The following is a 23,946-nucleotide window of genomic DNA, read 5'->3' on the forward strand; positions in this document are numbered from 1 at the left end:
TCGCAATCTGGGCTGCACAGCCGCTGACGACAGCCCAGCAGACACCGTCGCCGACAGCCAAACAACAGGAGATATGCCGACATGAAAGCAGCCCGCATCCATGCTTTTGGCGGACCTGAGGTTGTTTCGATCGATCAAGTCCCCTTGCCTCAACCGCTTGACGACGAGGTTGTGCTCAGGGTTCGCGCCGCGAGCGTCAATCCGATCGACTACAAGATCCGCGAAGGTTCGACGAGCGAAACCCTGCCGGTCACGCTCGGGCGCGACGTGTCCGGCACGGTGGAAATCTGCGGCACGCGGGCGCATACGTTGAAGAAGGGCGACCCATTATTTGCGATGCTTGGTCATGACCGGGGCGGCAATGCCGAATTTGTCGTGGTCAAGGCGACGGAGGCGGCTGCGAAACCGGATCGTCTAAGCCATGTCGAAGCCGCGGCGGTGCCGCTTGCCGGCATCACTGCATGGCAGGGCCTTTTCGACCATGGCGGCCTCAAATCCGGGCAACGGGTTCTCATCCATGGCGGCGCCGGCGGCGTCGGTCATCTGGCGATCCAGTTCGCCAAGGCCGCGGGCGCGTTCGTCGCGACAACCGTTTCCGCCGAGGACGTGGTTTTCGTGCGTGAGCTCGGCGCCGATCAGACGGTCGACTACAAGAACCAGCGTTTCGAAGAGGTCGTCGATGCGGTCGACCTGGTGTTCGACCTTGTCGCGGGCGACACGCAGGACCGCTCCTGGGAGGTGCTCAAACCTGGCGGGACGCTCGTTTCCACCCTTTCCGAACCGTCGCAGGAAAAGGCAAACTTGCGCCGGGCGCGTGGCGTCTCCTATCTGGCCGAACCGAATGCGGCGCATCTTGCCGAGATCGGCCGCCTCATCGAGGCCGGCAAGGTCACCCCCTTCGTGCAAGCCACCTACCCTCTTGGAGAGGTCGCCAAAGCGGAAGAACGGCTGGAAAATGAGCATGTGCGTGGCAAGATCGTGCTTGAGGTTTCCGCCTAGCGAGTTGGTGCTTCTGCCGTCCCTCTGGAACGGGTTATCCGATCCGCGCGTCGCCGTCGCTGTCCGGCATGTTCGGAAACAGCACCTTCAGCTTGTGTTCCGCGCTTGCCCAACTGCGCCTGTGATGTTGCCAGAGGCACCAATTGCTCACCGCAAAGGCTAGAATGCCGACAGTCACGGCGAGACTGACTGTCGAGCCAATGACAACCTTGAGCATCACGCCGGCAAAGACACCGGCGATGGCACCGTTGACGACATTCACCATCCCTGCGGTTCCGGCGAACGCTTGCCAGGGCCTTGGCTTGAGGCCGACATCGGCCAGCAGAGCCGTTTGGTTGTCATGAGTGGAGTGAACCAGGTAGCGCGCCATCGAGGGAGTAAGCTCGGTGTAGTAGTGCCTGATGCGCGCCATGCCACGGGCGTGGACCATGTCTTCGATGGCCACCTGCACAGCCCTGACGAATGTCACCAGCCCGATGAAGTAGAGGCATGGCAACAGGATCAGGCTGAACAGCATGAAAGGAAGCCCCATCCTTGTCACCTGGGCGACGAAGGCAAGGGCGATCGTGGCGCTGGATACCGAAGTCAGGAACAAATTTGCGCGCTGATTCGCCTCCTGAATCGTCGCCGCTCTGGCGGTCCCGAGCACCAAATGCTCCGTGGTCATCATCTGCAGGAGTTGCTGCCGGTTCTCGCCTTCATCGGTTTTTGTCTTCCTTGCAGGCATCGCAAAAAACCTGTTGCGGGACGCGCTCCCCCACCCAACCAACTCCTCAAAGCCGCCCACCCAAGGAACGAACTGCTTCCGAAGGGGTTCCAGCGCAACCAAGAGCCGTTCCGTGATCCCGGAGAAGAGCCGGATCACAGCCCGAGCCAATTTTGTCGACAGATAGCGAAACGATTGTCCCCGAGCATCGTTTCGAAACCAGACATGAATTTGATGAGGAGGCGATGATGAGCGCTACCGGTTTGGATGTTTTTGACAGGACGCTGCAGACAACCAACATCTGGCTCGACGAGATCATGGACGATCATGGTCCGGATCGGAGGATTGCATGGCACATATTGGGCGCGGTCTTGCGGACCGTAAGGGACAGGCTGCAGATCGGGCTGGCGGCCAAACTTGGGGCGGAACTGCCGCTCCTGGTGCGCGGCGCTTATTACGAGCACTACCGGCCCGCAGCCGAGCCGGACAAAACGCGCTCCCTTGAAAACTTCTCGCAGCACATCGGCGAGGAATTGAAATCGATCCGCCCCGTCGATCCCGAGGAGGCGGCACGCTCGGTGTTCCGAGTTCTTGCACGGCATGTTGATCTTGGCCAATCGGCCAAGGTGCGCGATGCTCTGCCGAAAGAAATCCAGGCGCTTTGGCCCGAAAGTCTCGGCGTCAAATAGCGACAGCAACGAATCTGACGGCTACTCGGCAGCTGGCGCCCCTGAGGGCGTCAGTCCCGCAAACGGTTGGCGGCATGATCCTGGTGCTGCTCAGTCGCGACCTGTTTGGAGTCCAAACCGCGTTCTTTGGAATGCTGCGCCTTGTCGCGATTGGACAGAACCTGGTTTTCTTCGAGCTTGTCCTTTGGCGTTACGGTCATGGCGCCTGTGCCAGAACCCTTTCCCTGTGAACCTGCTCCGATGTGTTTCTTGCTCCCGCGTGCCATGGGCTGCCTCCAATCTATGACAAATGTTCCAGGATCGGTGCTCATCTATTCGTCAGGACGATTTTTGTGATGGACGCTTTCCTGATTTTTGCCGCGAAGGATGTTGCGGTCGTCCGGATCGACGAGGTCCGGTGTGTCGGTTCTCATGTCCGACCCTTTGCGCAGCGCTTCGCGTTCCGCCGCTGATCGTTTCAGATCCGCCTCTGCATCGAAATCCTTGCCGGCGTTCCTTGTGTTTTCCCGCTCTTCAATGATGCGAATTTGTTGGTCATGGGTTTTGCGTCCAGTCATCGCTTCCTCCGGCGTGTTCGTGTTGGCGCTCGAAAGTCATCGGCCGCCTCTAAGGTCGGGTCACGGCGCTTGCCTGTCCGAGCCGGCTCTCGTGCTGATAATGGCAAGGTGACGGGATCGTTCCGAAGGCGTTGAATAAGCTTTTCGCCAGATGGCTCGGTTCACCGAGGCGCTCACGTTGACCGAGGCCGCCGCCCCGCCTTCTGAACCAGTACGTCCTTTGAACGTTTCGGCGACCGCCGGACTGGTGCCGGACGCCTTTCCGTCGCGCTCCAGTTCAGCGCAGGAAATCGACCACAGCCTGGATGAACTCTGCCGGATATTCGATGTTCGACAGATGGACCGCGGGCAGCACTATCAGCTTCGCGCCGGGCACCGCCGCGGCAATCATCTCGCCGTGGCTGGCTTCTGTCACCGTGTCGTGCCGACCGGCGATCACCAGCGTCGGCCGCGGTATCAGTGCTACGGTACGGCGAAGATCGGCGTCGCGAACCGCTGCGAACAGACCCGCCAGGCCTTGCCGGTCGATAGCCAGCAGCATGGTGCGAAACTCTTCGACCACGAGCTCGTTGGCGGCAACCATCGACGCGGGGAACCAGTTGCTCAGGAACGTCTCGGCGGTTTCCGACATGTCCGGCGCCTGCCGCACCGCGGCAATCCGCTCGTCGAAATAGCTTGCCGGCGAGAGATGGGACGAGGTGTTGCTCAGGATCAGCCGGTCGATCCGCTCGGGCGCGTGGATGCCGAGCCACTGCGCGACGACCCCGCCGAGCGACAGGCCAAGGAAATGTACGCGTTGCAGGTCGAGCGCGTCGAGCAGTTCGATGACGTCGCGGCCAAGCCGGTCGAGCGAGTAGGCGCCGACGGGAACGCTCGATCCGCCATGACCGCGAAAATCGTAGCGCAAGACACGGAAATGCTTCGACAACTCGCCGATCTGCTTGTCCCACATGTGCAGCGTGGTGCCGATGGAATTCGACAGCACCAGCACCGGCTTGCTTGCCTCGCCGTCGAAGCGGTAGGCGATGCGCGTGCCGTCGCCCGTCGTGGCGAAATTCAGCTTGTTCATGATGAAAATTCCTTCTGGAGCGTTTGAATGAGGCCAAACGTAGCCGTGGAGCAATTTTGTTGATATTACAAAGATAGGACAATCTCTGTCATAAAAACTGACATGGCCGAATTCACCCTGCACGACCTGCAATGCTTCGATGCAGTGGTCCGCACCGGCGGGTTTCAACCTGCGGCGGCCATGCTGTATCGCTCGCACCCGGCGGTGTTCGCCGCCGTCGCCAAGCTGGAACGACAGCTCGGCCTCATCCTTTTGGACCGCAGCGGCTATCGCGTGCGTCCGACCGAGGCCGGGCTTTCGTTCCACCGCCGAGCGCTATCGCTACTGCGCGAGTTGGACGGTTTGCGCGTCCATGCCGCCCAGTTGGCGATGGGTGAGGAAAGCGAGATCCACGTGGTGATAGGCGACCTGTGCCCGCGCCCGCATGTGCTGGGCATGCTCGGGCGGTTCTTCGCACAGTGCCCCGGCACGCGCCTGCATCTGCATTTTGAAGCGGTGGGCGGCCCATGGGAGCGTCTATTCGATGACGAAGCCGATCTAATCCTGCACTGGGTCGACAAGGGCGATGCGCGGGTGGAATGGGTCGATCTGTGCAAGGTGTCCTTCATTCCCGTGGTGGCGCCGGGCTTTCTGCCCGGGCGTATCGAGCAGCCGATCACTCTGGATCAGATGCAGGCACTCACCCAATGCGTCATGCGCGACAGCGCCCGCCATTCGCCACAGCAAAACTATTCGCTGATCGAAAGCGCGCCGCAATGCCTCGTCGCGGACCAGGGCATGAAGAAGGAGATCATCCTGCAGGGCCTTGGCTGGGGCCACCTGCCCCGCTTCCTGATCGAGGAAGAACTGCATGACGGGCGCCTGCAATCCATTGCCGGCCGCCATCTGCCGGGGCGCACCGACGAACTGGTGGTGGCGCGGCGCCGCGACCGGCCGCATGGGCCGATCGCCAACCGGCTGTGGGATCATATCCAGCAGGAAGCGCCGGCATTGCGCCGCGCATTGGAGCCGAGCAGGCCCGCCGGACAGATACCGACCAACCTGTCGCGAAAGGCGCAAGTGGAAACCGGTCGCTGATGACCGGCCGTGCAATGCCAGGACCTCTCGGGTCCCGTCCAGCGATCACTTCTTGACATACGCTCCAGGCTGGCGGCCGCTCTTCGGAGCCTTGGCGTCCTTTGAACGCTCCGCGATAGCGGGGCCGGCGCCGGACGTCTTTTCGGTTGCGGCGCTCGGCGTGACTTGCCTTGGCGGGTTTTGTCCCTCCGATTGGCGGGTGCGGTCTTCTACTTCATCCTTCCTGCGGGTGAGCCCCATTCCGCCGGCGGGCTTCTTGTTGGCGGCCGCATCCTGGGAGAATTCATCGGAAGCGTCGGCATCGGTCTTTGCCGGATATTTCGTAGCACCGGTTTCATAGCGGGTTTCGTTCTCAGTCATGACATCTCTCCAGTTGCATGACGGATAAACATCTCAGCGGTATCCGAGTTCCAACTCCTGGACTTCGATTCTGGACGGATCTGGGTTCCGAGAGCGCCCGGTCGGCCACCCAAGCGACGAGATGAGCAGCACCCTACTGCAGCAGGCCCTTGACGATGCCGCTCGCCTTGCCGAAATCCATCTGGCCGGCATATTTCTGCTTCAGTGCGGCAATCACCTTGCCCATGTCCTTCTGGCTGGCCGCACCGGTCGCGGCGATCGCCTCGCGCGCCGCAGCCGTCACCGCCGCATCGTCCAACTGCGTCGGCAGGAAGGTGCGGATGATCTCCATCTCGCCGCGCTCCTGCGCGGCGAGTTCGGGCCGCTTGCCGTCGTCGAAGGCTTTGGCCGATTCCTCGCGCTGCTTCACCATCTTGGCCAGGATCTGCAGGATCTCCTCGTCGCTGGCCGGCTCCTTGCCCGAACCGCGATTAGCGATGTCGCGGTCGTGAATGGCGGCCTGGATCAGCCGCAATGTCGGCAGCCGGTGCTTGTCCTGCGCCTTCATCGCGCTCTTCAGGGATTCGGCGATTTTTCCGCGCATGGTGCATTCTCCTTCGATCGGCGCGGACAATAGCGCCGGGGGCGAGCCAAGGCAAACCCTGATATGCCGGGGCAAGCCACTGATTTTGCTAGGCGAAATAAAACATGGCGGCATTTCGCATGATCATTGACCGCCCTGCCCCCTTCCCCTATGTACTGGGCCTTGCATGAACGGAAATTTGACTGCGTGGGAGCCGCGAAATCGCCGCTTCGCGCCGTTTGCCGCGCAGATGGCCCGCCGGGCCGGTTGCAGCGCGCGGCCTGATAGGAGTGCCGCATGGCCGAGATGACCGCCGCCTCGACGCCCGCCTGGGCCACTGAAAAGCCGACCGCCCTTCTGGTGCTGGCCGACGGCACCGTCATCGAAGGTCGCGGTCTCGGCGCCACCGGCTCCGCCGTCGCCGAAGTCTGCTTCAACACGGCGCTGACCGGCTACCAGGAAATCCTCACAGACCCTTCCTATGCCGGCCAGATCGTCACCTTCACCTTCCCGCATATCGGCAACATCGGCACCAATGACGAGGACATCGAGGACCTCAATCCCGCCGCCCGCGCCGGTGCCGTCGGCGCCGTGTTCAAGGCCGATGTCACCAATCCTTCCAACTATCGCGCCGGCGCCGGTCTCGACCAATGGCTGAAGAAGCGCGGCATCGTCGCCCTGTCGGGCATCGACACGCGCGCTCTGACCGCACTGATCCGCGAAAAGGGCATGCCCAACGCCGTCATCGCGCACGCGCCCGACGGCGTGTTCGATCTCGACGATCTGAAGCGGCGCGCCGCCGCATGGTCGGGCCTGATCGGGCTCGACCTCGCCAAGGATGTCACCTCGGGCCAGTCCTCGGTCTGGCGCGAGACGCCCTGGGTGTGGAACGAAGGCTTTGGCGAACAGACCGAACCGACAATGCATGTCGTCGCCATCGATTATGGCGTCAAACGTAACATATTGCGCCTGCTCGCCGGCCTCGGCGCCAAGGTCACGGTGGTGCCGGCCAAGACCGGCGCCGAAGAAATCCTTGCCATGCAGCCGGACGGCATTTTTCTCTCCAATGGCCCCGGCGACCCGGAAGCCACCGGTGATTATGCCGTGCCGGTCATCCGGGATCTGTTGAAGACCGACATCCCCGTGTTCGGCATCTGCCTCGGCCACCAGATGCTGGCACTGGCGCTGGGCGGCAAGACCGCCAAGATGCACCAGGGCCATCACGGCGCCAACCATCCGGTCAAGGATCACACCACCGGCAAGGTCGAGATCGTCTCGATGAACCACGGCTTTGCCGTCGATGCCGACTCGCTGCCATCGGGCGTCGAGGAAACCCACGTCTCGCTGTTCGATGGTTCGAACTGCGGCATCACGCTGACCGGCCGGCCGGTGTTCTCGGTCCAGCATCACCCGGAGGCTTCGCCCGGCCCGCAGGATTCGCACTATCTGTTCCGTCGCTTCGTCAATCTAATCCGCGAGAAGCGCGGCGAGGAATTGCTGGCCGAACGGGCTTGATCCTTTCAGAATGCTGTTAGCGATATCGCTTAACACAAAGCGATAAATGTGCGATATTGCTTGTTGTGAAGACGATCATCCTTTCGGTATCGGCGGCTCGCGATCTCGATAACCTGCCGGCGGATGTCCGCGAGCAGGTTTCCGAGGGTTTGATCACTTACGCCGTCAGCGGTCGTGGAGATGTAAAGCGTCTTGCCGGCCGGAACGGTTATAGACTGCGTATCGGCCGCTATCGCGTCATATTCGACGAAGACCGCACCACGATTCTCGCGATCTACATCGGCAAGCGTGAAACGACGACCTATAGCAGGCCATAGGACAGGACATCATGAACGCCCCGCAAATCATCAAGACCTCAACTGGCGAAGAACTGGTCGTCATCCCGAAGGCCGACTACGAGGCATTGCTGCATGCCGCTGAAGAAGCCGTGGAAGATGCTGCGGATGTGGCGATCTACGATGAACGGAAGGCCGAGCTCAAAACGGAAAAGCCCCTGCCCGCTGCCGTGACGATGGATATCCTGCGGGGCTCGAGCCGGCTCAAAGCGCTGCGCAATTGGCGCAACCTGACCCAAGCCGATTTGGCGACTGCCATTGGTGTCAGCCAGGGTTTCCTGTCGGACCTCGAATCCAATCGTCGCAAACCATCGCCGCAGACCAGTGCCATGCTGGCAAAGACGCTGGATATCCCCGGCGAATGGATCGAACCCTAGAGCAATCCCCAGGAAAAGTGTGAAACGGTTTCCCGTCCGGGAATTGCGACAAACAAAGAATCTAGTTCTCATCCTACGCCACCGGCCGGCCTTCACTGGCTTCCAGGACGGCGAACCATTGCTGGCGGTCGAGCCCGATATCAAGCGCCTTGACCATGGCGGCCAGCCGTTCCGGCTTCATCGAACCCAGCACCGGCACCAATCGGGCCGGATGGCGCAGCAGCCAGGCGATGGCGACTGCGGCAAGATCGCCGGCACCGATTTCCGCTGCCACCTCGGCAAGCGCTGCCCGCACCCGCGCCTCGCGCCCCTCCTTGCCGGTGAACAGCGAGCCGCCCCCGAGCGGCGACCAGATCATCGGCGCATAGGCAAGGCGCTGCGCGTGGTCGAGGCTGCCGTCGGTCAGCGCTGATGTCTTCAGCACCGACATCTCGATCTGGTTGGTGGCGAGCGCGAACGGCATTCGCGAGGCCAGCAGATCGAACTGCGACGGCGTGAAATTGGAGACGCCGACCGCCCTCACCTTACCGGCTTTGACCAGGCCGGCCAGTGCCGGCGCCGTCTCATCGGCATCCATCAACGGGTCCGGCCGATGCAGCAGCAACAGGTCGAGATAGTCGGTGCCGAGATTGGCGAGCGAGCGGTCGACCGAGGCCGCGATATGAGTGGCGCTGGTATCGTAGTGCTTCAGCCGGTTGTCCGGCCGGTTTGGCGATTTCTTCATGATGTCGCATTTCGAGATCAGTTCGATGCTGTCGCGCTTGCCTTTCCAGCGCGCCAGCCCGGCGCCGAAGGCCGCTTCAACCTCATAGTGCCCATAGATGTCGGCATGATCAAAGCTGGTCAGTCCGAGATCGACGGCGGTGCCGATCAGCCGTGCGACCTGATCGGCATCCGGGCGGGCGGCGCTGTCGAGCAGACGCGAGGCGCCGAAGACCAACCGCGACAGCGACAGTCCGTCCCGAGTCAGCGCAATGCGGCTGTCATGGCTCACACCTGCGCTCCATCTTCGGCGGCGCCGGCGGTGACATTTGCGCGCGCCGCGGGCCTCGCCACCTTGGTGACGAAGACGATGACCGCCAGCGTCAGAAAACATGCGCCGACCAGATAGGGCGCACCGCCGAAGGTCACCGGCGCGCTTGGCCCGGTGAACCAGGAAAAGATCGCCGTATAGAGCAGCGGCGTGATGATCGAGGTGATCGAGAAGATCGAGGTCATCGCGCCCTGCAACTCGCCCTGCGCCGAAGGCGGCACCTTGGCGGCGGCGAGGCTCCTCAGCGGCGGATCGGCCAGTGCTTCCAGACAGCCGACGACGATCACCGCATAGATCATCCAGCCTTGCGACGCGAAGGCATAGCCGAAAGCGCTGGCTGCCGTGAATGTCAGGCCGATGACCGCCGTCTTCCACTCGCCAAGCCTCGGGATCACGCGCGGCAGCACCGTCGCCATGACGATCGCACCGCACAGGCCGAAGGCGCCGAGCGAGAAGCCGATCTGCTGCTCGCTCCAGCCATAGCGGTAGCTGGAGACAAACGACCAGACCGCCGGATACATCATGTGTCCGAGCGTCATCAGGAAGAAGACAAGCCCGATCCAGCCGATGCCTTGATATTGGCGCATCTGCAGCAGCGTGCCGACCGGGTTGGCGCGTTTCCACTCGAAGCGGCGGCGATGCTTGTCATCGAGCGTTTCCGGGAGGAAAAACAACGCAATGAGGAAATTCACGAAGGCGAGCCCGGCGGCGAAATAGAATGGCACGCGCGGCCCGAACGTGCCGAGCAGCCCGCCCAGAACCGGCCCGATGACGAAGCCGACGCCAAACGCGATACCGAGCAGGCCGAAATTCTTTGCCCGGTTCTCATCGTTCGAGATATCCGCGATGAAGGCTGAAGTCGTCGAATAGCTGGCGCCTGAAATGCCGGCCAGCACACGCCCGATGAACAGCATCGGGTAGGACCAGGCGACCGCGCAGATCAGATTGTCGATGGAGAAGGTCAGCACCGATGCGAGCAGGATCGGCCGCCGCCCGAACCGGTCGCTCAAGCCACCCATGATCGGCGCGAAGACGAACTGCATCGCCGCATAGACGAAGAACAGCCAGCCGCCTTCGATCGCCGCGCCACTGATGCTGACCCCGGTCAATTCCCTGAGATAGGCCGGCAGCACCGGCATGATCATGCCGAAGCCGATAATGTCGAGCAGCAGCGTGGTGAAGACGAGCGCAAGGCCCCGTCTGGCGGTTTTGGGATCGATCATGCTGGGTCAAGCTCCTCTGCTCGCCCTCAGGCTTAGGCGGACGCAGCTTATAGGCGAGCTCGCGGCAAGGAACAATAAGGGAACAATCCGGATGCGTTCATCCTGACAGCCCCTGACGGCAACATCGCCGGCAGGTGAAGCTCGAAAACGGCCTGGTCAGATCGGCCCACTCAGCGTGTTGCACTCCGACAGCTTGCCGCTCTTGTAACCACGCGCCAGCCAGGTCTGCCGCTGCTGCGAGGTGCCATGGTTGAAGCTTTCCGGCACGACATAGCCCTGCGTCTTCTTCTGCAGCGTGTCGTCGCCGATCTGCTTGGCGGCGTTCAGCGCGCTCTCCATGTCGCCCTGCTCCAATATGCCTTTCTGCCCGGTGTAATGCGCCCACACGCCGGCAAAGCAGTCGGCCTGAAGCTCGATTCGCACCGACATCTGGTTGGCTTCGACCTCACCCATGCTTTGCCGCATCTGGTTGAACTTGGACATGATGCCGGTCAGGTTCTGCACGTGGTGGCCGACCTCATGCGCAATCACATAGGCGCGGGCGAATTCGCCCGAGGCGCCGAACTGCTGGTCGAGCTGCTGGAAGAAGGTCATGTCGAGATAGACCTTGTGGTCGCCGGGACAATAGAACGGTCCGGCCGCCGCTGAAGCAAAGCCGCAGGCCGAGCGGACCTGGCCGGAAAACAGCACCAGCTTCGGGTCCTCATATGTCAGCCCCTGCGATTTGAAGATCCCGGTCCACGTGTCCTCGGTCTCGGCCAGCACGGTCGCCACGAACTGCTTCATCTCATCATTGGCCGGCGTAGCAGAGCCGCTGTCCTCGGTAATCTGGCCGCCGCCGCCCGGCGCCAGTCCGCCGCCACCCAGGATCGTCGACGGATCGAAGCCGAAATACCATCCGGCCAGCACCACCAGGATGACAAGGAAGATGCTGCCGCCGCCACCGGTGCGGCCGCCGATCGGAATGCGGAACTGGCCACCGCCGCCGCCGAGCCCGCCACCGCCGCTGCGGTCGTCCTCGATATTGTCACTCTGACGACGGCCTCTCCAGAGCATGGCAACTCCTCGCGCTGCAAACTTCCCCGTTGTTGCGGGGCTCAACCCAACAAACAACTATCTCAATGGTTGCTCCAAGTCACAGCATTTTTCCAGACCGCGGCGGTTCTGGCATGACGGCCTCACCGCTCTGGCCGAGAGTGCGCAAGGCCTGTAGCATTGCTCGTGGATGGGGGATGTATTGGGCTTGAAGACGATCGGTTCGTTCCTGTCGCTGATTGCGGCGTTGTTTTGCCTCGGCACGCCGGTAGCCGGCGCGGTGACGCTCGATTCCAGCGTTGCCGTCACCGACCCCGCCACCTTGCAGGCATTGGAACGCGGCGGACTGTCGATCAGCCGCCTGCTGGGGCCAGCGCTCGGCCTGACCCGCGAGGTCGACAATCGCGGTCTGTTCTCGGTACCGGCTTTGGCGACGGTGCGCGACACAGTCAAGCAGCAGATCGCCGACGAGCCGAAGACCAGTCCGGACCCCTATGTCGCCGACATGGCCAGATCGAAGGACACCAGCCAGAAATTCAATCCAAAATACATCGACGACGACGGCTCGACGCTGGACCTCACCGGCGTTGTCAACCGCATGGACCGCGGCTATCTCGGCCACACCGAATGCGGCGAGACCCGGCTGATCTACCGCTTCCACTATTCGATCGCTGAAAAGCCGGTGAAGGGAAAGGCGGGCCAGCGCATTTCCTCGCGGCTGCCGTTGACCATGAGCCTGGTGTTCAACGCCAAACCCAGGCAGGCACAAGCGCGCGCCTCCAAGGATCTGCCAAGCGCCACCGATGTGTCCTGCGCCGATATTGCCCAGCGCTGGCTGGCAGCCGGAAAAAAGGACCTGCCGCCCGACCAGCTTGCCGCCTGGCTGCGCTCCGACGAGGGGCCGCTGTCGGGCGCCATGCTCAATTCGTCGCAGATCATGCGACTCGAACTCAACATGCAGGTGCTGCGCCTGTCTGCCTCGACGCGGCGCGATTTCGGCGGTCATGCCGAATACCTCCTGAAGATCTTCAAATGGGATCCGGCGACGTCCAGCTTCTATGAAGCGAAGATGGAAAACCAGATCGACCGCGCCACCGTGCTGGCCGACAAGCCGTCTTTCGCCAAATGGCTGCTCACCGACCGCAACATCTACGACCTCGACCATGGCCGGCTGGTCATCGATGAAAAATTCCTGGCCAGGAGCGCCGTCTCCGTCGCACCCGGCGGCCTCAGCCGGTCGCAGAACAACATCGTCTACGGGCTGGTCGACGACGCCGACATCGACAAGGCGCTGAAGGACTACGTCGCCAGGGGCAATACGCTCGCCACCATCAAGTCGGCGGCCGGCTTCAAATTGCGGCTCAACGAGATGAGTTGCACCGGTTGCCATCAGACGCGCGGCATTGCCGGCTTTCATTACACCGGCGCCGATCCGGCCAGCGAGCCGCGCCGCAACGCCGTCTTCGTGCCGGGCTCGGCTGTGTTCTTCGCCGACCTGCCGCGCCGCCGCGCCATCGTCGAGCAGTTCGCCGCCGGCAGTCACCCGGACTTTACGCGCGGCTTCGCCGCCCGTCCGGACGCCAGATATGCCGAGGCGCTGAAAGGCACCGACCTCTACAATGGCTGGGGCTCGATCTGCTATCGCGGCGAGGATGCAAGTTTCAAGGACTGGAACTGCGGTGCGGGCCTGCGCTGCGCAGGTGTCCACGAAAGCGCCATCCATCCGGGCTTCGGCACCTGCGTCAGTGACGCGGGCACCGCGGTCGGTGATCCCGTCGAGTTCGGCGAGATCAGGATGTCGAGCTGGGGCAGCGACCAATATTGCCGCATCTCGCCGACCACCGCCAAGGCCTGCGCTATCGACCCGGCGCGGGACAAGAAGCCGCCGGTCAAGCTCGCCGGCTATGGCGCGGCGCGCCAGCGCTACGACAATCCGCAGCAGAAGACCGGCGGCTTTCCCGGTGGCATGCTGCGCAAGGCGAGCTGCGACAAGCTTCCCGACGAGGCGACGTGCGGACGTCTGGCCAAGACCGGCTTCAACGACTGCATCGCGTCGGGCAAGGACCACAAATTCTGCACGAAGGAATTCACCAAGACCGCCGGCCTGCGCGCCTGCGACAAGGCGCATCCCTGCCGCGAGGACTATATCTGCACCGCAGGCTATGACGACCTGGCGCAGGCAAAAGCCGGCAAAGGCACCTGCATCCCGCCCTACTTCATCTTCCAGTTCCGCGTCGACGGCCACCCGCGCAGCTGGGTGCAGGATGTCAGGGAGTGAGGGAACAGTTTGCTGAAAGCGCCGCCACCACGTCCCGGCAGACGGCGTTCGCCCAAAACAGCTGACGTCAACCTGACAGACGCCTAATCTTCCTGTTTGGCGCCGGCGCTCTTGCCGTCGGAGCTCTTCGAACGTTCCTCGAAACGCGCCGCGCCCTTTTTCAGCGGACGGCCCGTTTCCGTTTCGGTCTTGCGCTCATCCCTCGCCGCCGCCTGTTTCAGTCCCGCGGCCGCCTGCTTGCCCTTTGCGGTCGGTGCTTGTTCGATGCCCATCGCTTCCTCCGTTCGCGCGACAAAACGCGCGCTGTCGGGAGCAACGTGCCCGGCGTGCGACGGTTCCGGCAGCGCCGGAAATCTGGCGGCTCAGCGCGCCGTCATGGCCTTGCGGAAAGCTTCCAGCGTCTCGGCGCTGACATGGTGCTCGATGCCTTCGGCGTCGATGCGCGCCGTCTCGGCGCTGACACCAAGCGAGCGCAAAAAGGCTTCCACCGTCTGATGGCGGATGCGGCTTTGCTCCGCGACCTTGCGGCCGGCATCGGTCAGGAACACGCCGCGATAGGGCTTTCTCGACACCAGGCCGTCGGCGCACAGCCTGGTCAGCATCTTGGCCACTGTCGGCTGGGCGACGCCCAGGCGTGCGGCGATGTCCACCTGGCGCGCCTCGTTGCCGTCTTCGATCAGGTCGGCGATCAGCTCGACATAATCCTCGACCAGCGCGCTGCGGCGCGCTTCGCGCTGCTGCCGGAAGCCCTCCGAATGAATTTCGGCGTCAAGCAGCGGCTCGCGCGGGACCGGTCTGTTCTTCAGCGCCAATACGCGCTCCTCCCAGGACTATTTGCCATCCATGCTTTCATAGCACGGGCTCTGATTCTTCAGGCCGTTTATTTGCATTCCGCAACAGGTGCAACCGGACTTCCGATTGCGAGTTCGCCCGATACCGCCAGCAGAATAAAAAGCACCGACAATGAAATATAGCATATTGCATAATGTTGAGCCATGGCATAGCTTAAGGGAACATCGCCCAGTCTCCCGGAAAGCCCTCCCCCATGTCCGAAGTCGAAGCCACAGCCTCCCGTTCCTCATGGCGGTTCGCCAGGCCCGACGAGGACGAGGAGCCCAGCCTGCGCGAGGTCAACGCGTCGATCGCCGTTCCGAGTTCGGGGGTCTGGTTCCGCCGCCTGTTCGCCTTCATGGGTCCCGGCTACATGGTCTCGGTCGGCTATATGGATCCGGGCAACTGGGCGACCGACCTCGCCGGCGGCGCGCAGTTCGGCTACACGCTGCTGTTCATCATCATGCTGTCCAACCTGATGGCGATCCTTTTGCAGGCACTGGCGGCACGACTCGGCATCGCCACCGGCCGCGACCTCGCCCAGGCCTGCCGCGCCTACTATCCCCGTCCGGTCAACTTCGTGCTGTGGATTGCCTGCGAACTGGCCATCATCGCCTGCGACCTGGCCGAAGTCATCGGCACCGCGATCGCGCTGCAACTTCTGTTCGGCATTCCGCTTATCGGCGGCGCCATGCTGACGGCGCTCGACGCCTTCCTCGTGCTGCTGCTGATGAACAAGGGCTTCCGCTATCTCGAAGCTTTCGTCGTCGCGCTGCTGATCATCATCTTCAGCTGCTTCGCCATCCAGATCTTTGTCGCCGCCCCGCCGGCCGGCTCGATCCTGCATGCCATGTTCGTGCCGTCGTCGCAGATCGTCACCAACCCGGAGATGCTCTACATCGCCATCGGCATCATCGGCGCCACCGTCATGCCGCACAATCTCTATCTGCACTCCTCGATCGTGCAGACCCGCGCCTATGAACGCACCGAAAAGGGCAAGCGCGACGCCATCAAATGGGCAACGACGGACTCGACCATCGCCCTGATGCTGGCTTTGTTCGTCAATGCCGCGATCCTGATCGTGTCGGCGGTCGCCTTCCACAACACCGGCCATCAGGATGTTGCCGAGATCGGCCAGGCTTTCGAGCTGTTGTCGCCACTGCTCGGCCTCGGCATCGCCTCGATCCTGTTCGCGGTGGCGCTGCTGGCTTCCGGCCTGAACTCGACGGTGACGGCCACACTCGCCGGCCAGATCGTCATGGAAGGCTTTCTGCGCCTGCGCATCCCCAACTGGGCACGCCGGCTGCTGACCCGCGGCCTTGCCATCATCCCGGTGGTGGTCGTCACCGCGCTCTATGGCGAAAAGGGCACCGGCCAGTTGCTGGTGTTCAGCCAGGTGATCCTGTCGATGCAGTTGCCCTTCGCGGTCGTCCCGCTGGTGCAGTTCGTCTCCGACAAGAAGAAGATGGGCAATCTCGCCATTCCGCGCGGCGTCGCCGCCCTTGCCTGGGTAGTCGCCGCGGTCATCCTGGGGCTCAACTTCAAGCTGCTCTACGACACCATGTTCGGCATCGGCTAAGCTCCGCTTCGAAAATCGACTACCGTGCGCCAAGGGTAGTCTCGCGACAAATCGGCAATCCGCGCTATGTTGTCCCGCAGCATGGCCCGGATCGAAGACATCAGGAAATTCTACGCGCGGCTGCTGGTCGCCCATGCCGGCTCGCCCGACCCACGCCTGGAAGCGGCTTTCGCCGAGGTGCCGCGCGAGGCGTTTCTCGGTCCCGGGCCGTGGACGGTCATCGCCGGCAACGGCAAGGTCACGACGCCGAGCTCCGACCCGGCCCATGTCTACCAGAACGTGCTGGTGACGCTCGACGACGACAAGGGCATCAACAATGGCGAGCCCTTCCTGCATGCCATGTGGATCGGAAAGCTTGCGCCTAAACCTGGCGAGGCCGTCACTCATATCGGCGCCGGCACCGGCTACTACACCGCCGTGCTGGCCAGGCTGGTTTTACCAGGCGGCACCGTCACCGGCTTCGAACTCGACGAAAAGCTGGCCGATCTGGCGCGCAAAAATCTCGAAGCATATGGCAATGCAACGGTCGTCCATGGCGATGCGGTGACGACGCCCCTGCCGCCATCCGACATCATCTACGTCAATGCTGGCGTCGCAGCGCCACCAGCAGGGTGGCTGAAGGCGCTGCGGCCCGGCGGCCGCATGATCTTCCCTTGGCGCCCGGCCGAGCGCGTCCCGCTGGCGGTGATGGTGATCCGCACCGAAAAAGGCTTCGCCTGCGATCCGTTCATGCGGTCGTGGTTCATTCCCTGCGTCGGCGCCTCGCTCGCAGACTCAGCGTCGAGGATCCCGACGCGCGAGCAGGCCGCGCGCAGCCGCTCGATCTGGCTGGTGCAGGACAGGGCGCCGGACGACACCGCCACCGCCATATCGGGCGATGTCTGGTTCTCGTCGGAAGATCTCCATCCCGGGCCTCCCAAATGATGGTGGTTCGCCAAAATTTATATGTCGGACTGGTGGCTCGTCGCCCGTCCTTGGGCTGAAGTCCGGCCACGACGGCGTGGACCGAAGAACGGGAGCACTGGAATGAGAAAGATCATCTCGGCGACATTCGTCAGCCTCGACGGCGTCATGCAGGCGCCCGGCGGCCCGCAAGAGGATCCGGTCGGCGGCTTCAAGTTCGGCGGCTGGACCTTCCATTACTTCGACGAGGCGGGGGGCGCGGCGATGGATGAACTGTTCTCCAAGCCTTTCGCCCTGCTGCTCGGCCGCAGAACCTACGACATCTTCGCCGCCTACTGGCCGTATCAGAAGGATCCGATCGCGGATGCCTTCAACCCCGCGACCAAATATGTGGCGACGCATCGGCCTGACACCCTCACCTGGCAGAACACGCAAGCGCTCGGACCCGATATCGTCGCGACGTTGCGCCGCCTCAAGCAGGAGGATGGACCTGACCTGCTCATCCAGGGATCTGGCGATCTGATCCAGACCTTGCTCGCCAACGGGCTGATCGACGAAATCCGATTGATGATCTTCCCGCTGTTGCTGGGCAAGGGCAAGCGGCTGTTCGGCGACAGCGCGATGCCGGCCGCCTTCAAGCTTGCCAAGTCGCAGGCAACCAGCACAGGCGTCATCATGGCGACCTACGAACGATCAGGCGAGATCAAGGTTGGGTCGTTTGTCACAGGGGAGCCGTCCGACGCCGAGCTCGAACGGCGCAAGAACTGGAAGTAGAACTGCCGAAAACTGGCGCCAAGCTGGAGCCCCCTCATCCGACCGAGCTTCGCTCGGCCACCTTCTCCCACAAGGGGAGAAGGTGGAGTCTGGGGCATGTGGCTCAGCCAATCTCCAGCGTCGATGACTGGCAGGGACATGCGCGCAATCTTGCCTTCTCCCCTTGTGGGAGAAGGTGGATCGGCGCACAGCGCCGAGACGGATGAGGGGTGCTCCAGCGGAGCGAGGCGTTCAAGCAGCCACCGGCCGCCGCGCCAGCCCGTCGCGGATATGCCGCGCGAATTCCTGCGCGGCCGGCCCGACACCGTGCCTCGGCAGATGCAGATTGATGGCAAAATTCGGCAGCGGCGGCAGGCCGGATTCCGCTGGCAATATGTCGAGATCCGCCGGCACGGTTGTGGCCAGCCAGGCGGTGACGGCGAGGTCCGACCGCACCGTCGCCGTCGTCGCGTCGATGTTGCCGTTTTCGAACACGGTGCGCCACTCCAGCCCGTGCTCACCGAGCGCCGCCAGCACGGCCGGGCGGAAGGCGCAGGTGTCGGCGACGATCGAAACCGGCAGCGGCCGCTTGGCGCGGGCAATGCCGCTCTTGGCACCGACCCAGACCAGCCGGTCGATGGCAAGGCACTCACCGGCCGACGGGCCGACGCGTTCCTCGATCACCGCAAGGTCGATGGTCCCGGCCGCAAGGGCAGCCGTCAGTTCCGGCGACGAGGCGCAGACCAGCGATATCTCGATCTGCGGATAGGTCTCGGCATAGGTCTTCAGCACCGGCGCCAGCAAGGTGCCGACAAGGTCGTAGGGCACGCCGAGCCGCACCTGGCCGGCCACCAAAGTCCCAGCCATCTCGGCCCAGATCTCGTCATTCAAGGCCAGCAACCGCTTGCCCCTGCCGAACAGCTGTTCACCGGCGCGCGTCAGCCGCAAGCCGCGCCGGTCGCGCGTAAACAGGCTGGAGCCGAGCGCCTCCTCCAGCCGCTTGACCTGCTGGCTGACAGCACCTTGCGTCAGGTGCAGCGCATTGGCCGCCGCCGTCATGCTGGCCTTGTCGGCGACGGTGATGAAGGTGCGGATCAGCGCCATGTCGAGATTTCGGATCATGGGTTGCATTATCTATCCTAATGCTGACCATGGCAAACATTGCATTTACTGAAGTTCGCACGCAGCTACGATCGCAGCCCTCTGACAGAGGACGCCGCATGCTCGAGCCCATTCTCCCGCTCATCCTTTTTGCCATCGTCGCCACCACCACGCCCGGCATCGCCACGACCCTGTCTACGGCGTCCGGCGCGCAGTTCGGCTTTCGCCGTTCCGTGCCCCTGCTGGTCGGCAGCGCCGCCGGCCTCGCCACCGTCACGGGTGCCGCTGCCGCCGGGCTTGCCGGTCTGCTGCTTGCCGTGCCTTCGCTGCAACTGGCCATGAAGGTCGTCGGCTCGCTCTATCTCCTCTGGCTGGCGATCAAGATCGGCCGCAACGGACCGCCCAATCTGGATGTGAGCATGGCCAGGCCGAACAGCTTTCTCGGCGGCGCCGGCATTCAATGGATGAACCCGAAAGGCTGGGCGATGGGACTGGGCGCCGCGGCCTCGTTCGCGGCATTGGCCAGCGGACCGGTGCAGCTCGCGCTGCTGCTCGGCGCCACCTTCGGCCTCGCGGCCGCCGCCTCGCTTTCACTGTGGTGCGTGGCCGGAATGGTGCTGGCGCGGCTGCTCAAGACCGAATGGCAATGGCGCGCGCTCAACATCGTGCTGGCACTGGTGCTGGCCGCCTCGATCATTCCGATGTGGCGGACGGCCTGAGTTGGACGCAAGGCCCCCTCACCCAGCCTCCGCTTCGCTCGGCTGACCTCTCCCCTCGGGGAGAGGAGATTGTCAGCGCCGGCGCCGGTCTCTTCTCCCCAGCGGGGAGAAGGTGGCCGCGAAGCGGCCGGATGAGGGGCCTTGGTTCGTAAAGCGAACCAGCCTAAACCCTCAAGCCGCGTAGCGGGCCGCCGGCTTGTCGGCGTGCAGGCTGCCGTAGAAGGCCTGCCGGGCACCGAGGAAAATGTCCAGCTTGGCCGGCTCGGCGAGCGCCGGCACGGTGACGGCTTCACCCCTGGCAAGGCCGACAAGGGCCGCATCGACCATATCGTCGGCGCTCATGATGATTTCCTTCGGAAGCTGGTCGATATCGCTGCCGGCAAGCTCCCAGAAATCGGTCCGTGTCGCGCCCGGCAGCACCACCTGCACCTTCACCTCCGTACCCGCGACCTCGCGGTGCAGAGCCTCGGTGAAGTTGACGACATAGGCCTTGGTACCGCTGTAGATGCCGCCGAACGAGGTCTCATAGGCGAGCACCGAGGCGATGTTGACGACCGCACCTCGGTTGCGCGCCAAAAACCCCGGCAGCACGGCACGGGTCAGCCGCGTCAGGGCGATGACATTGACCTTGATCATGCGTTCGGCAGCGTCCGCATCGGCGGTTGCCACCACGGACTGGCCGCCAAGGCCGGCATTGTTGACCAGCAGCGTCACGCTGTCGTCGCTGGCGATCGCCTGTTCGACGCGGCGGACGTCGCCGTCGTTGGAAAGGTCGGCGCTGATCACGCTGACCTTGCGGCTGTAGGTCTGGCGCAGCTTCCCGGCCAGTTCCTCCAGCCGGTCGGCGCGCCGCGCCACCAGCACCAGATCGTAGCCCTGCCCCGCCAGCCGGTCGGCATAGACCGCGCCGATGCCCGACGAAGCACCGGTGACGACCGCCGTGCCCTTGTTGCCCTGTCCACTCATTGTCCTGTTCCTTCTTCGACTGATCTGGTTCGTTTCGACTGACCCGGCGCCGTGGCATCTGCCGCGCTACCGAAAGCCGCGTGATTGATTTAGTGGCATATACCACTAATTGGGAAGTAGGTATATGCCACTATCTTGTCAATGATACGGACGGGGATTATTTGAGGGGTGCAGCCGGGCCTCATTCGCCGGCGCCAAGGACCATCATGTCAAAGGGCAGCTTGCCCGGCCTCACGCTCTGCAACAACGCCGCGCTGCGCCGCGCGGCGCGCAAGCTCGGCAAGTTTTATGATGATGTGGTGGAGCCGTCAGGCCTCAAGGCGACACAGCAGGGCCTGCTCTACCAGATCCATATCGGCGACGAGCCGGCGATGGGGGCCATCGCCGCGTCGCTGATCATGGACCTGTCGGCGCTCGGCCATACGCTGAAACCACTGATCCGCGACGGCTATGTCGAGACCTTCGCCGACCCGGACGACCGCCGCGTCAAGCGTGTGCGGCTGACGCCGCAGGGGCTGGCCAAGCTCGAGGCGGCGATGAAACTGTGGCAGATCGCCCAGCAGCGTTTCGAGGATGTCGTCGGCAGGGACAAGGCTGAAAAGCTGCGCGCAGCGCTGGATGACATCGCCGCGCTCGATTTCGATCTGCCGCCGGCCAGCTGAAGCCGGCCGACGGCTTTCAAAGAGGATTACTCGGCAGGCATCTCTACAGGCCGAGCCGCCCGGCGGCCGGCCACCACGATGCCAAGCCCGATGATCGGGAAGATCGCGGCGACCAGGCCGAGATCGGCCGGCGCGCCGTAGCGCAGCACGGCACCGCCGACCACCGCGCCGAGTGCGACGCCCAGATAGAGCGCCGAGGCGTTGAGCGACAGCACGATCGGGGCGGCGTCGGGCGCCAGCTTGATGATGCGGCTGGCCTGCGCCGGCGGGAAGGCCCAGCCGACGATGCCCCACGGCACCATCATCGCCATCAGCGCCGGTCCGGCAATATGCGGCGGCAGAAAGGTCGGGATGACCGACAGCAGGACCAGCATGCCGGCACTCAGCGCCAACGACCAGCCGACGGTGCGGGTCGCGCCGAACCGGTCGGCAGCCTGGCCGCCGCCAATGTTGCCGATGACGGCGCCGACGCCGAAGGCGAGCAGCATGCCGGGCAGCGCGATCTGGCTGAGACCGCCGCCCTCGATGGCAAGCGGCGCGACATAGGCAAAGACGGTGAAGGCGCCGATCAGCGCCAGCACTGTCGTCAACAGGATCGGCATCACGCCGGGACGCAGCGCTGCCGCCAGCCTGCGCTTCAAGGGCAGCCTGGTGCCAACGATGCCCCGCGGCAGCCGGTACCAAAGGATCGCGCCGGCAAGCGCGCCAAGGCCGGCGATGGCAAAAAAGGTTCCGCGCCAGCCGGCAACGGTGGCAACGAGCGCGCCCAGTGGCGCACCCAGGGCAACGGCCACCGTGGTGCCGCCGACGACGACGGCGATGGCACGCGCCCGGTGATGGTCATCGACCAGCGCCACCGCGGTGCCTTGCGCGGTTGCGGCGAACAGGCCCGACGACAGCGCCATGACGATGCGCGCGATCAGCAGCAGTTCGAAGGAGGAACTCAAGGCAGCGGCGATGTTGCCGAGCACGAAGAACACCAGCGTCCACAGGATGACGCGGCGCCGGTCCCACTCGCCTGTCAGCGTCGCCAGGATCGGCGTGCCGATCGCATAGGCGAGCGCGAAGGCGGTGATCAGCGTGCCGGCCAGCGGAATGGAGATGCCGGCATCCGCCGCGATGTCGGGCAGAAGGCTGGAGATGACGAAGCCTTCGGTCGAGATCGTGAACGATCCGAGCGCGAGCCAGAAAAGGCGCTTGTCCATGGCGGGATGTCCTTAGTTCAAAAGTTATTGAACAATTGGACACAGTAGGGCATCATGTCAATGAAGCCAGGGAAAAATAGCTGAACCTTCCTGACAGCCCTGTGTCAGGACAGGTCGGAAGCATCGGCGCCAGACGGAGAAAGCTCGCGTGCGGGCCAACAATGATGGATGCGTTGAAATCGGACCCGACTGTGCTTAGTTTCGAGCCATGACCTTGCCACACCCCAATACGGACCAGATCAGCCTGCCGATCGTGCTTGGCGTGCTCGGCGATCCGACCCGGCTCGCCATCGTGCGCTATCTCGCCAGCAAGCAGGGCGTGCCGCTGAACTGCAGCCAGTTCCTCGATTTCGGCTCGAAGACCAATCTGAGCTACCACCTGGCCAAATTGCGCGAGGCCGGCGTCACCCGCGCCGAAGTGGTCGGCACCAACCGCATGATCACACTGCGCCGCGCCGATCTCGACGCCCGCTTCCCCGGCCTGCTCGACAGCGTCATCGCCGCCGCCGGCGACGATCCGGCACTGCCGGCGGTCGGCGGCCACGACATCGAAACCCACGCCTGACCTTGCAGAACTTGGGTTCCTCGCCCCACGGACGTGGGCAAAAGGAAAAGCGGCGTCACACAGGAGCCTCCCGAAAATGCGCATCGCCGTCCTCGCCGATATCCACGGCAATGTGCTGGCGCTGGACGCCGTGCTTGACGATCTGAAGCGGCGCGGCGGCGCCGACCTGACCGTCAATCTCGGTGACAGCGTTTCCGGCCCGCTCTGGCCACGCGAGACGTTTGCGCGGTTGGAGGCGCTGAACCTGCCGACGGTGCGCGGCAACCACGACCGCCGTGTTGCCGCCGACCCCGCTGATGACACCATGTGGCCCTCCGACGTCTACGCGCAGGAGCGGCTGACCGAGACGCAGCGCCAGATGCTTTTCGCCCAGCCGCTGACGCTGGAGATCGCACCCGCAATCATCGCTTTCCACGCCCGTCCCGACCATGACGAGAAATATCTCGCCGATACGATCGTCAATGGCCAGCTGGTGCGCGCGCCGCTGGCGGCGATCCGGCGCCGGCTGAAGGCGCTCGACCCGGCTTGCCGCATCGCGCTGTGCGGCCACAGCCACCGCGCGGAACTGATCCGCGTCCCCGATGGTCCCGTCATCTTCAATCCGGGCAGCATCGGCTGCCCTGCCTATGACGATTCCACACCGCCGGCGCATGTCTCCGAGCAGGGCTCGCCGTATGCGCGCTACGGCATCGTCACCTTGGGCAGCAACGGCCAGCCCGACCGCTTCGAGGCCATCGCCGTCGACTACGACCACGAGGCGGCCGCCAGGCAAGCCGAACAGGCGGGCCGGCCGGAATGGGCTCACGCGCTCAGAACGGGCTTCATGCCCCTGCCCGGCTGAACGCTC

Annotated in this window: 28 protein-coding genes; 14 read left to right on the forward strand and 14 right to left on the reverse strand. The window is 63.7% G+C overall.

Annotated elements, in window-relative coordinates; translation table 11 throughout:
* Positions 1 to 81 precede the first annotated feature (81 nt).
* On the forward strand, positions 82 to 999 hold the full coding sequence (locus NKJ67_RS20465) for an NADP-dependent oxidoreductase (RefSeq protein ID WP_352582696.1): 918 nt from the start codon (positions 82 to 84) through the stop codon (positions 997 to 999).
* Positions 1,000 to 1,033: 34 nt separating this feature from the next.
* Here the strand turns inward: NKJ67_RS20465 and NKJ67_RS20470 are convergent, their stop codons facing one another.
* Complete coding sequence (locus tag NKJ67_RS20470) at positions 1,034 to 1,828, reverse strand: hypothetical protein (RefSeq protein WP_352582698.1); 795 nt, start codon at positions 1,826 to 1,828, stop codon at positions 1,034 to 1,036.
* Positions 1,829 to 1,953: 125 nt separating this feature from the next.
* On the opposite strand from NKJ67_RS20470, the gene NKJ67_RS20475 reads away from it, so the two are divergent.
* Positions 1,954 to 2,394, forward strand: coding sequence for a DUF2267 domain-containing protein (locus NKJ67_RS20475; RefSeq protein WP_292139579.1), 441 nt, complete (start codon positions 1,954 to 1,956; stop codon positions 2,392 to 2,394).
* A 50-nt stretch (positions 2,395 to 2,444) separates the two neighbouring features.
* Here NKJ67_RS20475 and NKJ67_RS20480 read toward each other — a convergent pair whose 3' ends face one another.
* The 3 genes from NKJ67_RS20480 to pcaD all read right to left on the reverse strand — a co-directional run bounded on the left by NKJ67_RS20480 (position 2,445) and on the right by pcaD (position 4,020).
* The gene (locus NKJ67_RS20480) at positions 2,445 to 2,660 is read right to left on the reverse strand and encodes a hypothetical protein (RefSeq protein WP_292335136.1); all 216 of its coding nucleotides are present in this window, start codon (positions 2,658 to 2,660) and stop codon (positions 2,445 to 2,447) included.
* Between the two features lie 45 nt (positions 2,661 to 2,705).
* Entirely contained in the window at positions 2,706 to 2,951 is a 246-nt protein-coding gene (locus tag NKJ67_RS20485; protein WP_352582701.1) for a hypothetical protein, read from the reverse strand.
* 277 nt (positions 2,952 to 3,228) lie between these two features.
* Positions 3,229 to 4,020 carry a 3-oxoadipate enol-lactonase gene (pcaD, locus tag NKJ67_RS20490; protein ID WP_352582703.1) on the reverse strand — a complete coding sequence of 264 codons (792 nt, stop codon included), beginning with the start codon at positions 4,018 to 4,020 and terminating at the stop codon, positions 3,229 to 3,231.
* A gap of 102 nt (positions 4,021 to 4,122) precedes the next feature.
* Between pcaD and NKJ67_RS20495 the strand changes: the two genes are divergently transcribed.
* A complete protein-coding gene (locus tag NKJ67_RS20495; protein ID WP_256747987.1) occupies positions 4,123 to 5,097 on the forward strand; it encodes a LysR family transcriptional regulator in 975 nt (324 codons plus the stop codon).
* Between the two features lie 45 nt (positions 5,098 to 5,142).
* Here the strand turns inward: NKJ67_RS20495 and NKJ67_RS20500 are convergent, their stop codons facing one another.
* Both NKJ67_RS20500 and NKJ67_RS20505 read right to left on the reverse strand, forming a co-directional pair.
* Positions 5,143 to 5,457: a hypothetical protein gene (locus tag NKJ67_RS20500; RefSeq protein ID WP_127380506.1), complete on the reverse strand. Its 315-nt coding sequence runs from the start codon at positions 5,455 to 5,457 to the stop codon at positions 5,143 to 5,145.
* A 133-nt stretch (positions 5,458 to 5,590) separates the two neighbouring features.
* Complete coding sequence (locus NKJ67_RS20505; RefSeq protein ID WP_013530126.1) at positions 5,591 to 6,040, reverse strand: GatB/YqeY domain-containing protein; 450 nt, start codon at positions 6,038 to 6,040, stop codon at positions 5,591 to 5,593.
* Positions 6,041 to 6,316: 276 nt separating this feature from the next.
* Here NKJ67_RS20505 and carA point away from each other — a divergent pair, with 276 nt between their 5' ends.
* The 3 genes from carA to NKJ67_RS20520 all read left to right on the forward strand — a co-directional run bounded on the left by carA (position 6,317) and on the right by NKJ67_RS20520 (position 8,246).
* Positions 6,317 to 7,534, forward strand: a complete 1,218-nt coding sequence (carA, locus tag NKJ67_RS20510) for a glutamine-hydrolyzing carbamoyl-phosphate synthase small subunit (protein ID WP_127271513.1) — start codon at positions 6,317 to 6,319, stop codon at positions 7,532 to 7,534.
* 65 nt (positions 7,535 to 7,599) lie between these two features.
* A complete protein-coding gene (locus NKJ67_RS20515; protein ID WP_023809686.1) occupies positions 7,600 to 7,851 on the forward strand; it encodes a type II toxin-antitoxin system RelE family toxin in 252 nt (83 codons plus the stop codon).
* 11 nt (positions 7,852 to 7,862) lie between these two features.
* Positions 7,863 to 8,246: a helix-turn-helix domain-containing protein gene (locus tag NKJ67_RS20520; RefSeq protein WP_127397906.1), complete on the forward strand. Its 384-nt coding sequence runs from the start codon at positions 7,863 to 7,865 to the stop codon at positions 8,244 to 8,246.
* Positions 8,247 to 8,319: 73 nt separating this feature from the next.
* Here the strand turns inward: NKJ67_RS20520 and NKJ67_RS20525 are convergent, their stop codons facing one another.
* The 3 genes from NKJ67_RS20525 to ypfJ form a co-directional block, all read right to left on the reverse strand.
* Positions 8,320 to 9,240: an aldo/keto reductase gene (locus NKJ67_RS20525; protein WP_352582707.1), complete on the reverse strand. Its 921-nt coding sequence runs from the start codon at positions 9,238 to 9,240 to the stop codon at positions 8,320 to 8,322.
* Positions 9,237 to 10,502: a TCR/Tet family MFS transporter gene (locus NKJ67_RS20530; RefSeq protein ID WP_292679771.1), complete on the reverse strand. Its 1,266-nt coding sequence runs from the start codon at positions 10,500 to 10,502 to the stop codon at positions 9,237 to 9,239. The genes NKJ67_RS20525 and NKJ67_RS20530 overlap by 4 nt, the downstream gene beginning before the upstream one ends.
* Positions 10,503 to 10,658: 156 nt before the next feature.
* Entirely contained in the window at positions 10,659 to 11,558 is a 900-nt protein-coding gene (gene ypfJ, locus NKJ67_RS20535; RefSeq protein WP_256747550.1) for a KPN_02809 family neutral zinc metallopeptidase, read from the reverse strand.
* 187 nt (positions 11,559 to 11,745) lie between these two features.
* Here ypfJ and NKJ67_RS20540 point away from each other — a divergent pair, with 187 nt between their 5' ends.
* Positions 11,746 to 13,815, forward strand: coding sequence for a hypothetical protein (locus tag NKJ67_RS20540; protein ID WP_352582709.1), 2,070 nt, complete (start codon positions 11,746 to 11,748; stop codon positions 13,813 to 13,815).
* 83 nt (positions 13,816 to 13,898) lie between these two features.
* Here NKJ67_RS20540 and NKJ67_RS20545 read toward each other — a convergent pair whose 3' ends face one another.
* Together NKJ67_RS20545 and mntR are read right to left on the reverse strand one after the other, a co-directional pair.
* Positions 13,899 to 14,087 (reverse strand): hypothetical protein, encoded by a 189-nt coding sequence (locus NKJ67_RS20545; protein WP_027039292.1) that lies wholly within the window; start codon positions 14,085 to 14,087, stop codon positions 13,899 to 13,901.
* A 90-nt stretch (positions 14,088 to 14,177) separates the two neighbouring features.
* Positions 14,178 to 14,627, reverse strand: coding sequence for a manganese-binding transcriptional regulator MntR (gene mntR, locus NKJ67_RS20550; RefSeq protein ID WP_127271216.1), 450 nt, complete (start codon positions 14,625 to 14,627; stop codon positions 14,178 to 14,180).
* 233 nt (positions 14,628 to 14,860) lie between these two features.
* Between mntR and NKJ67_RS20555 the strand changes: the two genes are divergently transcribed.
* The 3 genes from NKJ67_RS20555 to NKJ67_RS20565 all read left to right on the forward strand — a co-directional run bounded on the left by NKJ67_RS20555 (position 14,861) and on the right by NKJ67_RS20565 (position 17,902).
* Positions 14,861 to 16,225, forward strand: a complete 1,365-nt coding sequence (locus NKJ67_RS20555) for an Nramp family divalent metal transporter (protein WP_127271218.1) — start codon at positions 14,861 to 14,863, stop codon at positions 16,223 to 16,225.
* A gap of 81 nt (positions 16,226 to 16,306) precedes the next feature.
* A complete protein-coding gene (locus NKJ67_RS20560; protein WP_352582712.1) occupies positions 16,307 to 17,149 on the forward strand; it encodes a protein-L-isoaspartate O-methyltransferase family protein in 843 nt (280 codons plus the stop codon).
* A gap of 102 nt (positions 17,150 to 17,251) precedes the next feature.
* Positions 17,252 to 17,902, forward strand: coding sequence for a dihydrofolate reductase family protein (locus tag NKJ67_RS20565; RefSeq protein WP_352582714.1), 651 nt, complete (start codon positions 17,252 to 17,254; stop codon positions 17,900 to 17,902).
* Positions 17,903 to 18,133: 231 nt separating this feature from the next.
* On the opposite strand, the gene NKJ67_RS20570 is transcribed toward NKJ67_RS20565, so the two are convergent.
* Positions 18,134 to 19,003, reverse strand: coding sequence for a LysR substrate-binding domain-containing protein (locus NKJ67_RS20570; RefSeq protein WP_352582750.1), 870 nt, complete (start codon positions 19,001 to 19,003; stop codon positions 18,134 to 18,136).
* Positions 19,004 to 19,101: 98 nt separating this feature from the next.
* On the opposite strand from NKJ67_RS20570, the gene NKJ67_RS20575 reads away from it, so the two are divergent.
* The gene (locus NKJ67_RS20575; protein WP_352582716.1) at positions 19,102 to 19,701 is read left to right on the forward strand and encodes a LysE family translocator; all 600 of its coding nucleotides are present in this window, start codon (positions 19,102 to 19,104) and stop codon (positions 19,699 to 19,701) included.
* Between the two features lie 171 nt (positions 19,702 to 19,872).
* Here NKJ67_RS20575 and NKJ67_RS20580 read toward each other — a convergent pair whose 3' ends face one another.
* Positions 19,873 to 20,667 (reverse strand): SDR family NAD(P)-dependent oxidoreductase, encoded by a 795-nt coding sequence (locus NKJ67_RS20580; protein ID WP_352582718.1) that lies wholly within the window; start codon positions 20,665 to 20,667, stop codon positions 19,873 to 19,875.
* Positions 20,668 to 20,873: 206 nt separating this feature from the next.
* Between NKJ67_RS20580 and NKJ67_RS20585 the strand changes: the two genes are divergently transcribed.
* The gene (locus NKJ67_RS20585) at positions 20,874 to 21,329 is read left to right on the forward strand and encodes a MarR family winged helix-turn-helix transcriptional regulator (RefSeq protein WP_352582720.1); all 456 of its coding nucleotides are present in this window, start codon (positions 20,874 to 20,876) and stop codon (positions 21,327 to 21,329) included.
* A 26-nt stretch (positions 21,330 to 21,355) separates the two neighbouring features.
* On the opposite strand, the gene NKJ67_RS20590 is transcribed toward NKJ67_RS20585, so the two are convergent.
* Entirely contained in the window at positions 21,356 to 22,534 is a 1,179-nt protein-coding gene (locus NKJ67_RS20590; protein ID WP_292635499.1) for an MFS transporter, read from the reverse strand.
* Between the two features lie 208 nt (positions 22,535 to 22,742).
* Between NKJ67_RS20590 and NKJ67_RS20595 the strand changes: the two genes are divergently transcribed.
* On the forward strand, positions 22,743 to 23,099 hold the full coding sequence (locus NKJ67_RS20595) for an ArsR/SmtB family transcription factor (protein ID WP_352582722.1): 357 nt from the start codon (positions 22,743 to 22,745) through the stop codon (positions 23,097 to 23,099).
* Between the two features lie 76 nt (positions 23,100 to 23,175).
* A complete protein-coding gene (locus NKJ67_RS20600) occupies positions 23,176 to 23,940 on the forward strand; it encodes a metallophosphoesterase family protein (RefSeq protein WP_352582724.1) in 765 nt (254 codons plus the stop codon).
* Positions 23,941 to 23,946: the final 6 nt, after the last annotated feature.

It is taken from the genome of Mesorhizobium sp. M0088 (assembly GCF_040322895.1).
Taxonomy (GTDB): domain Bacteria; phylum Pseudomonadota; class Alphaproteobacteria; order Rhizobiales; family Rhizobiaceae; genus Mesorhizobium.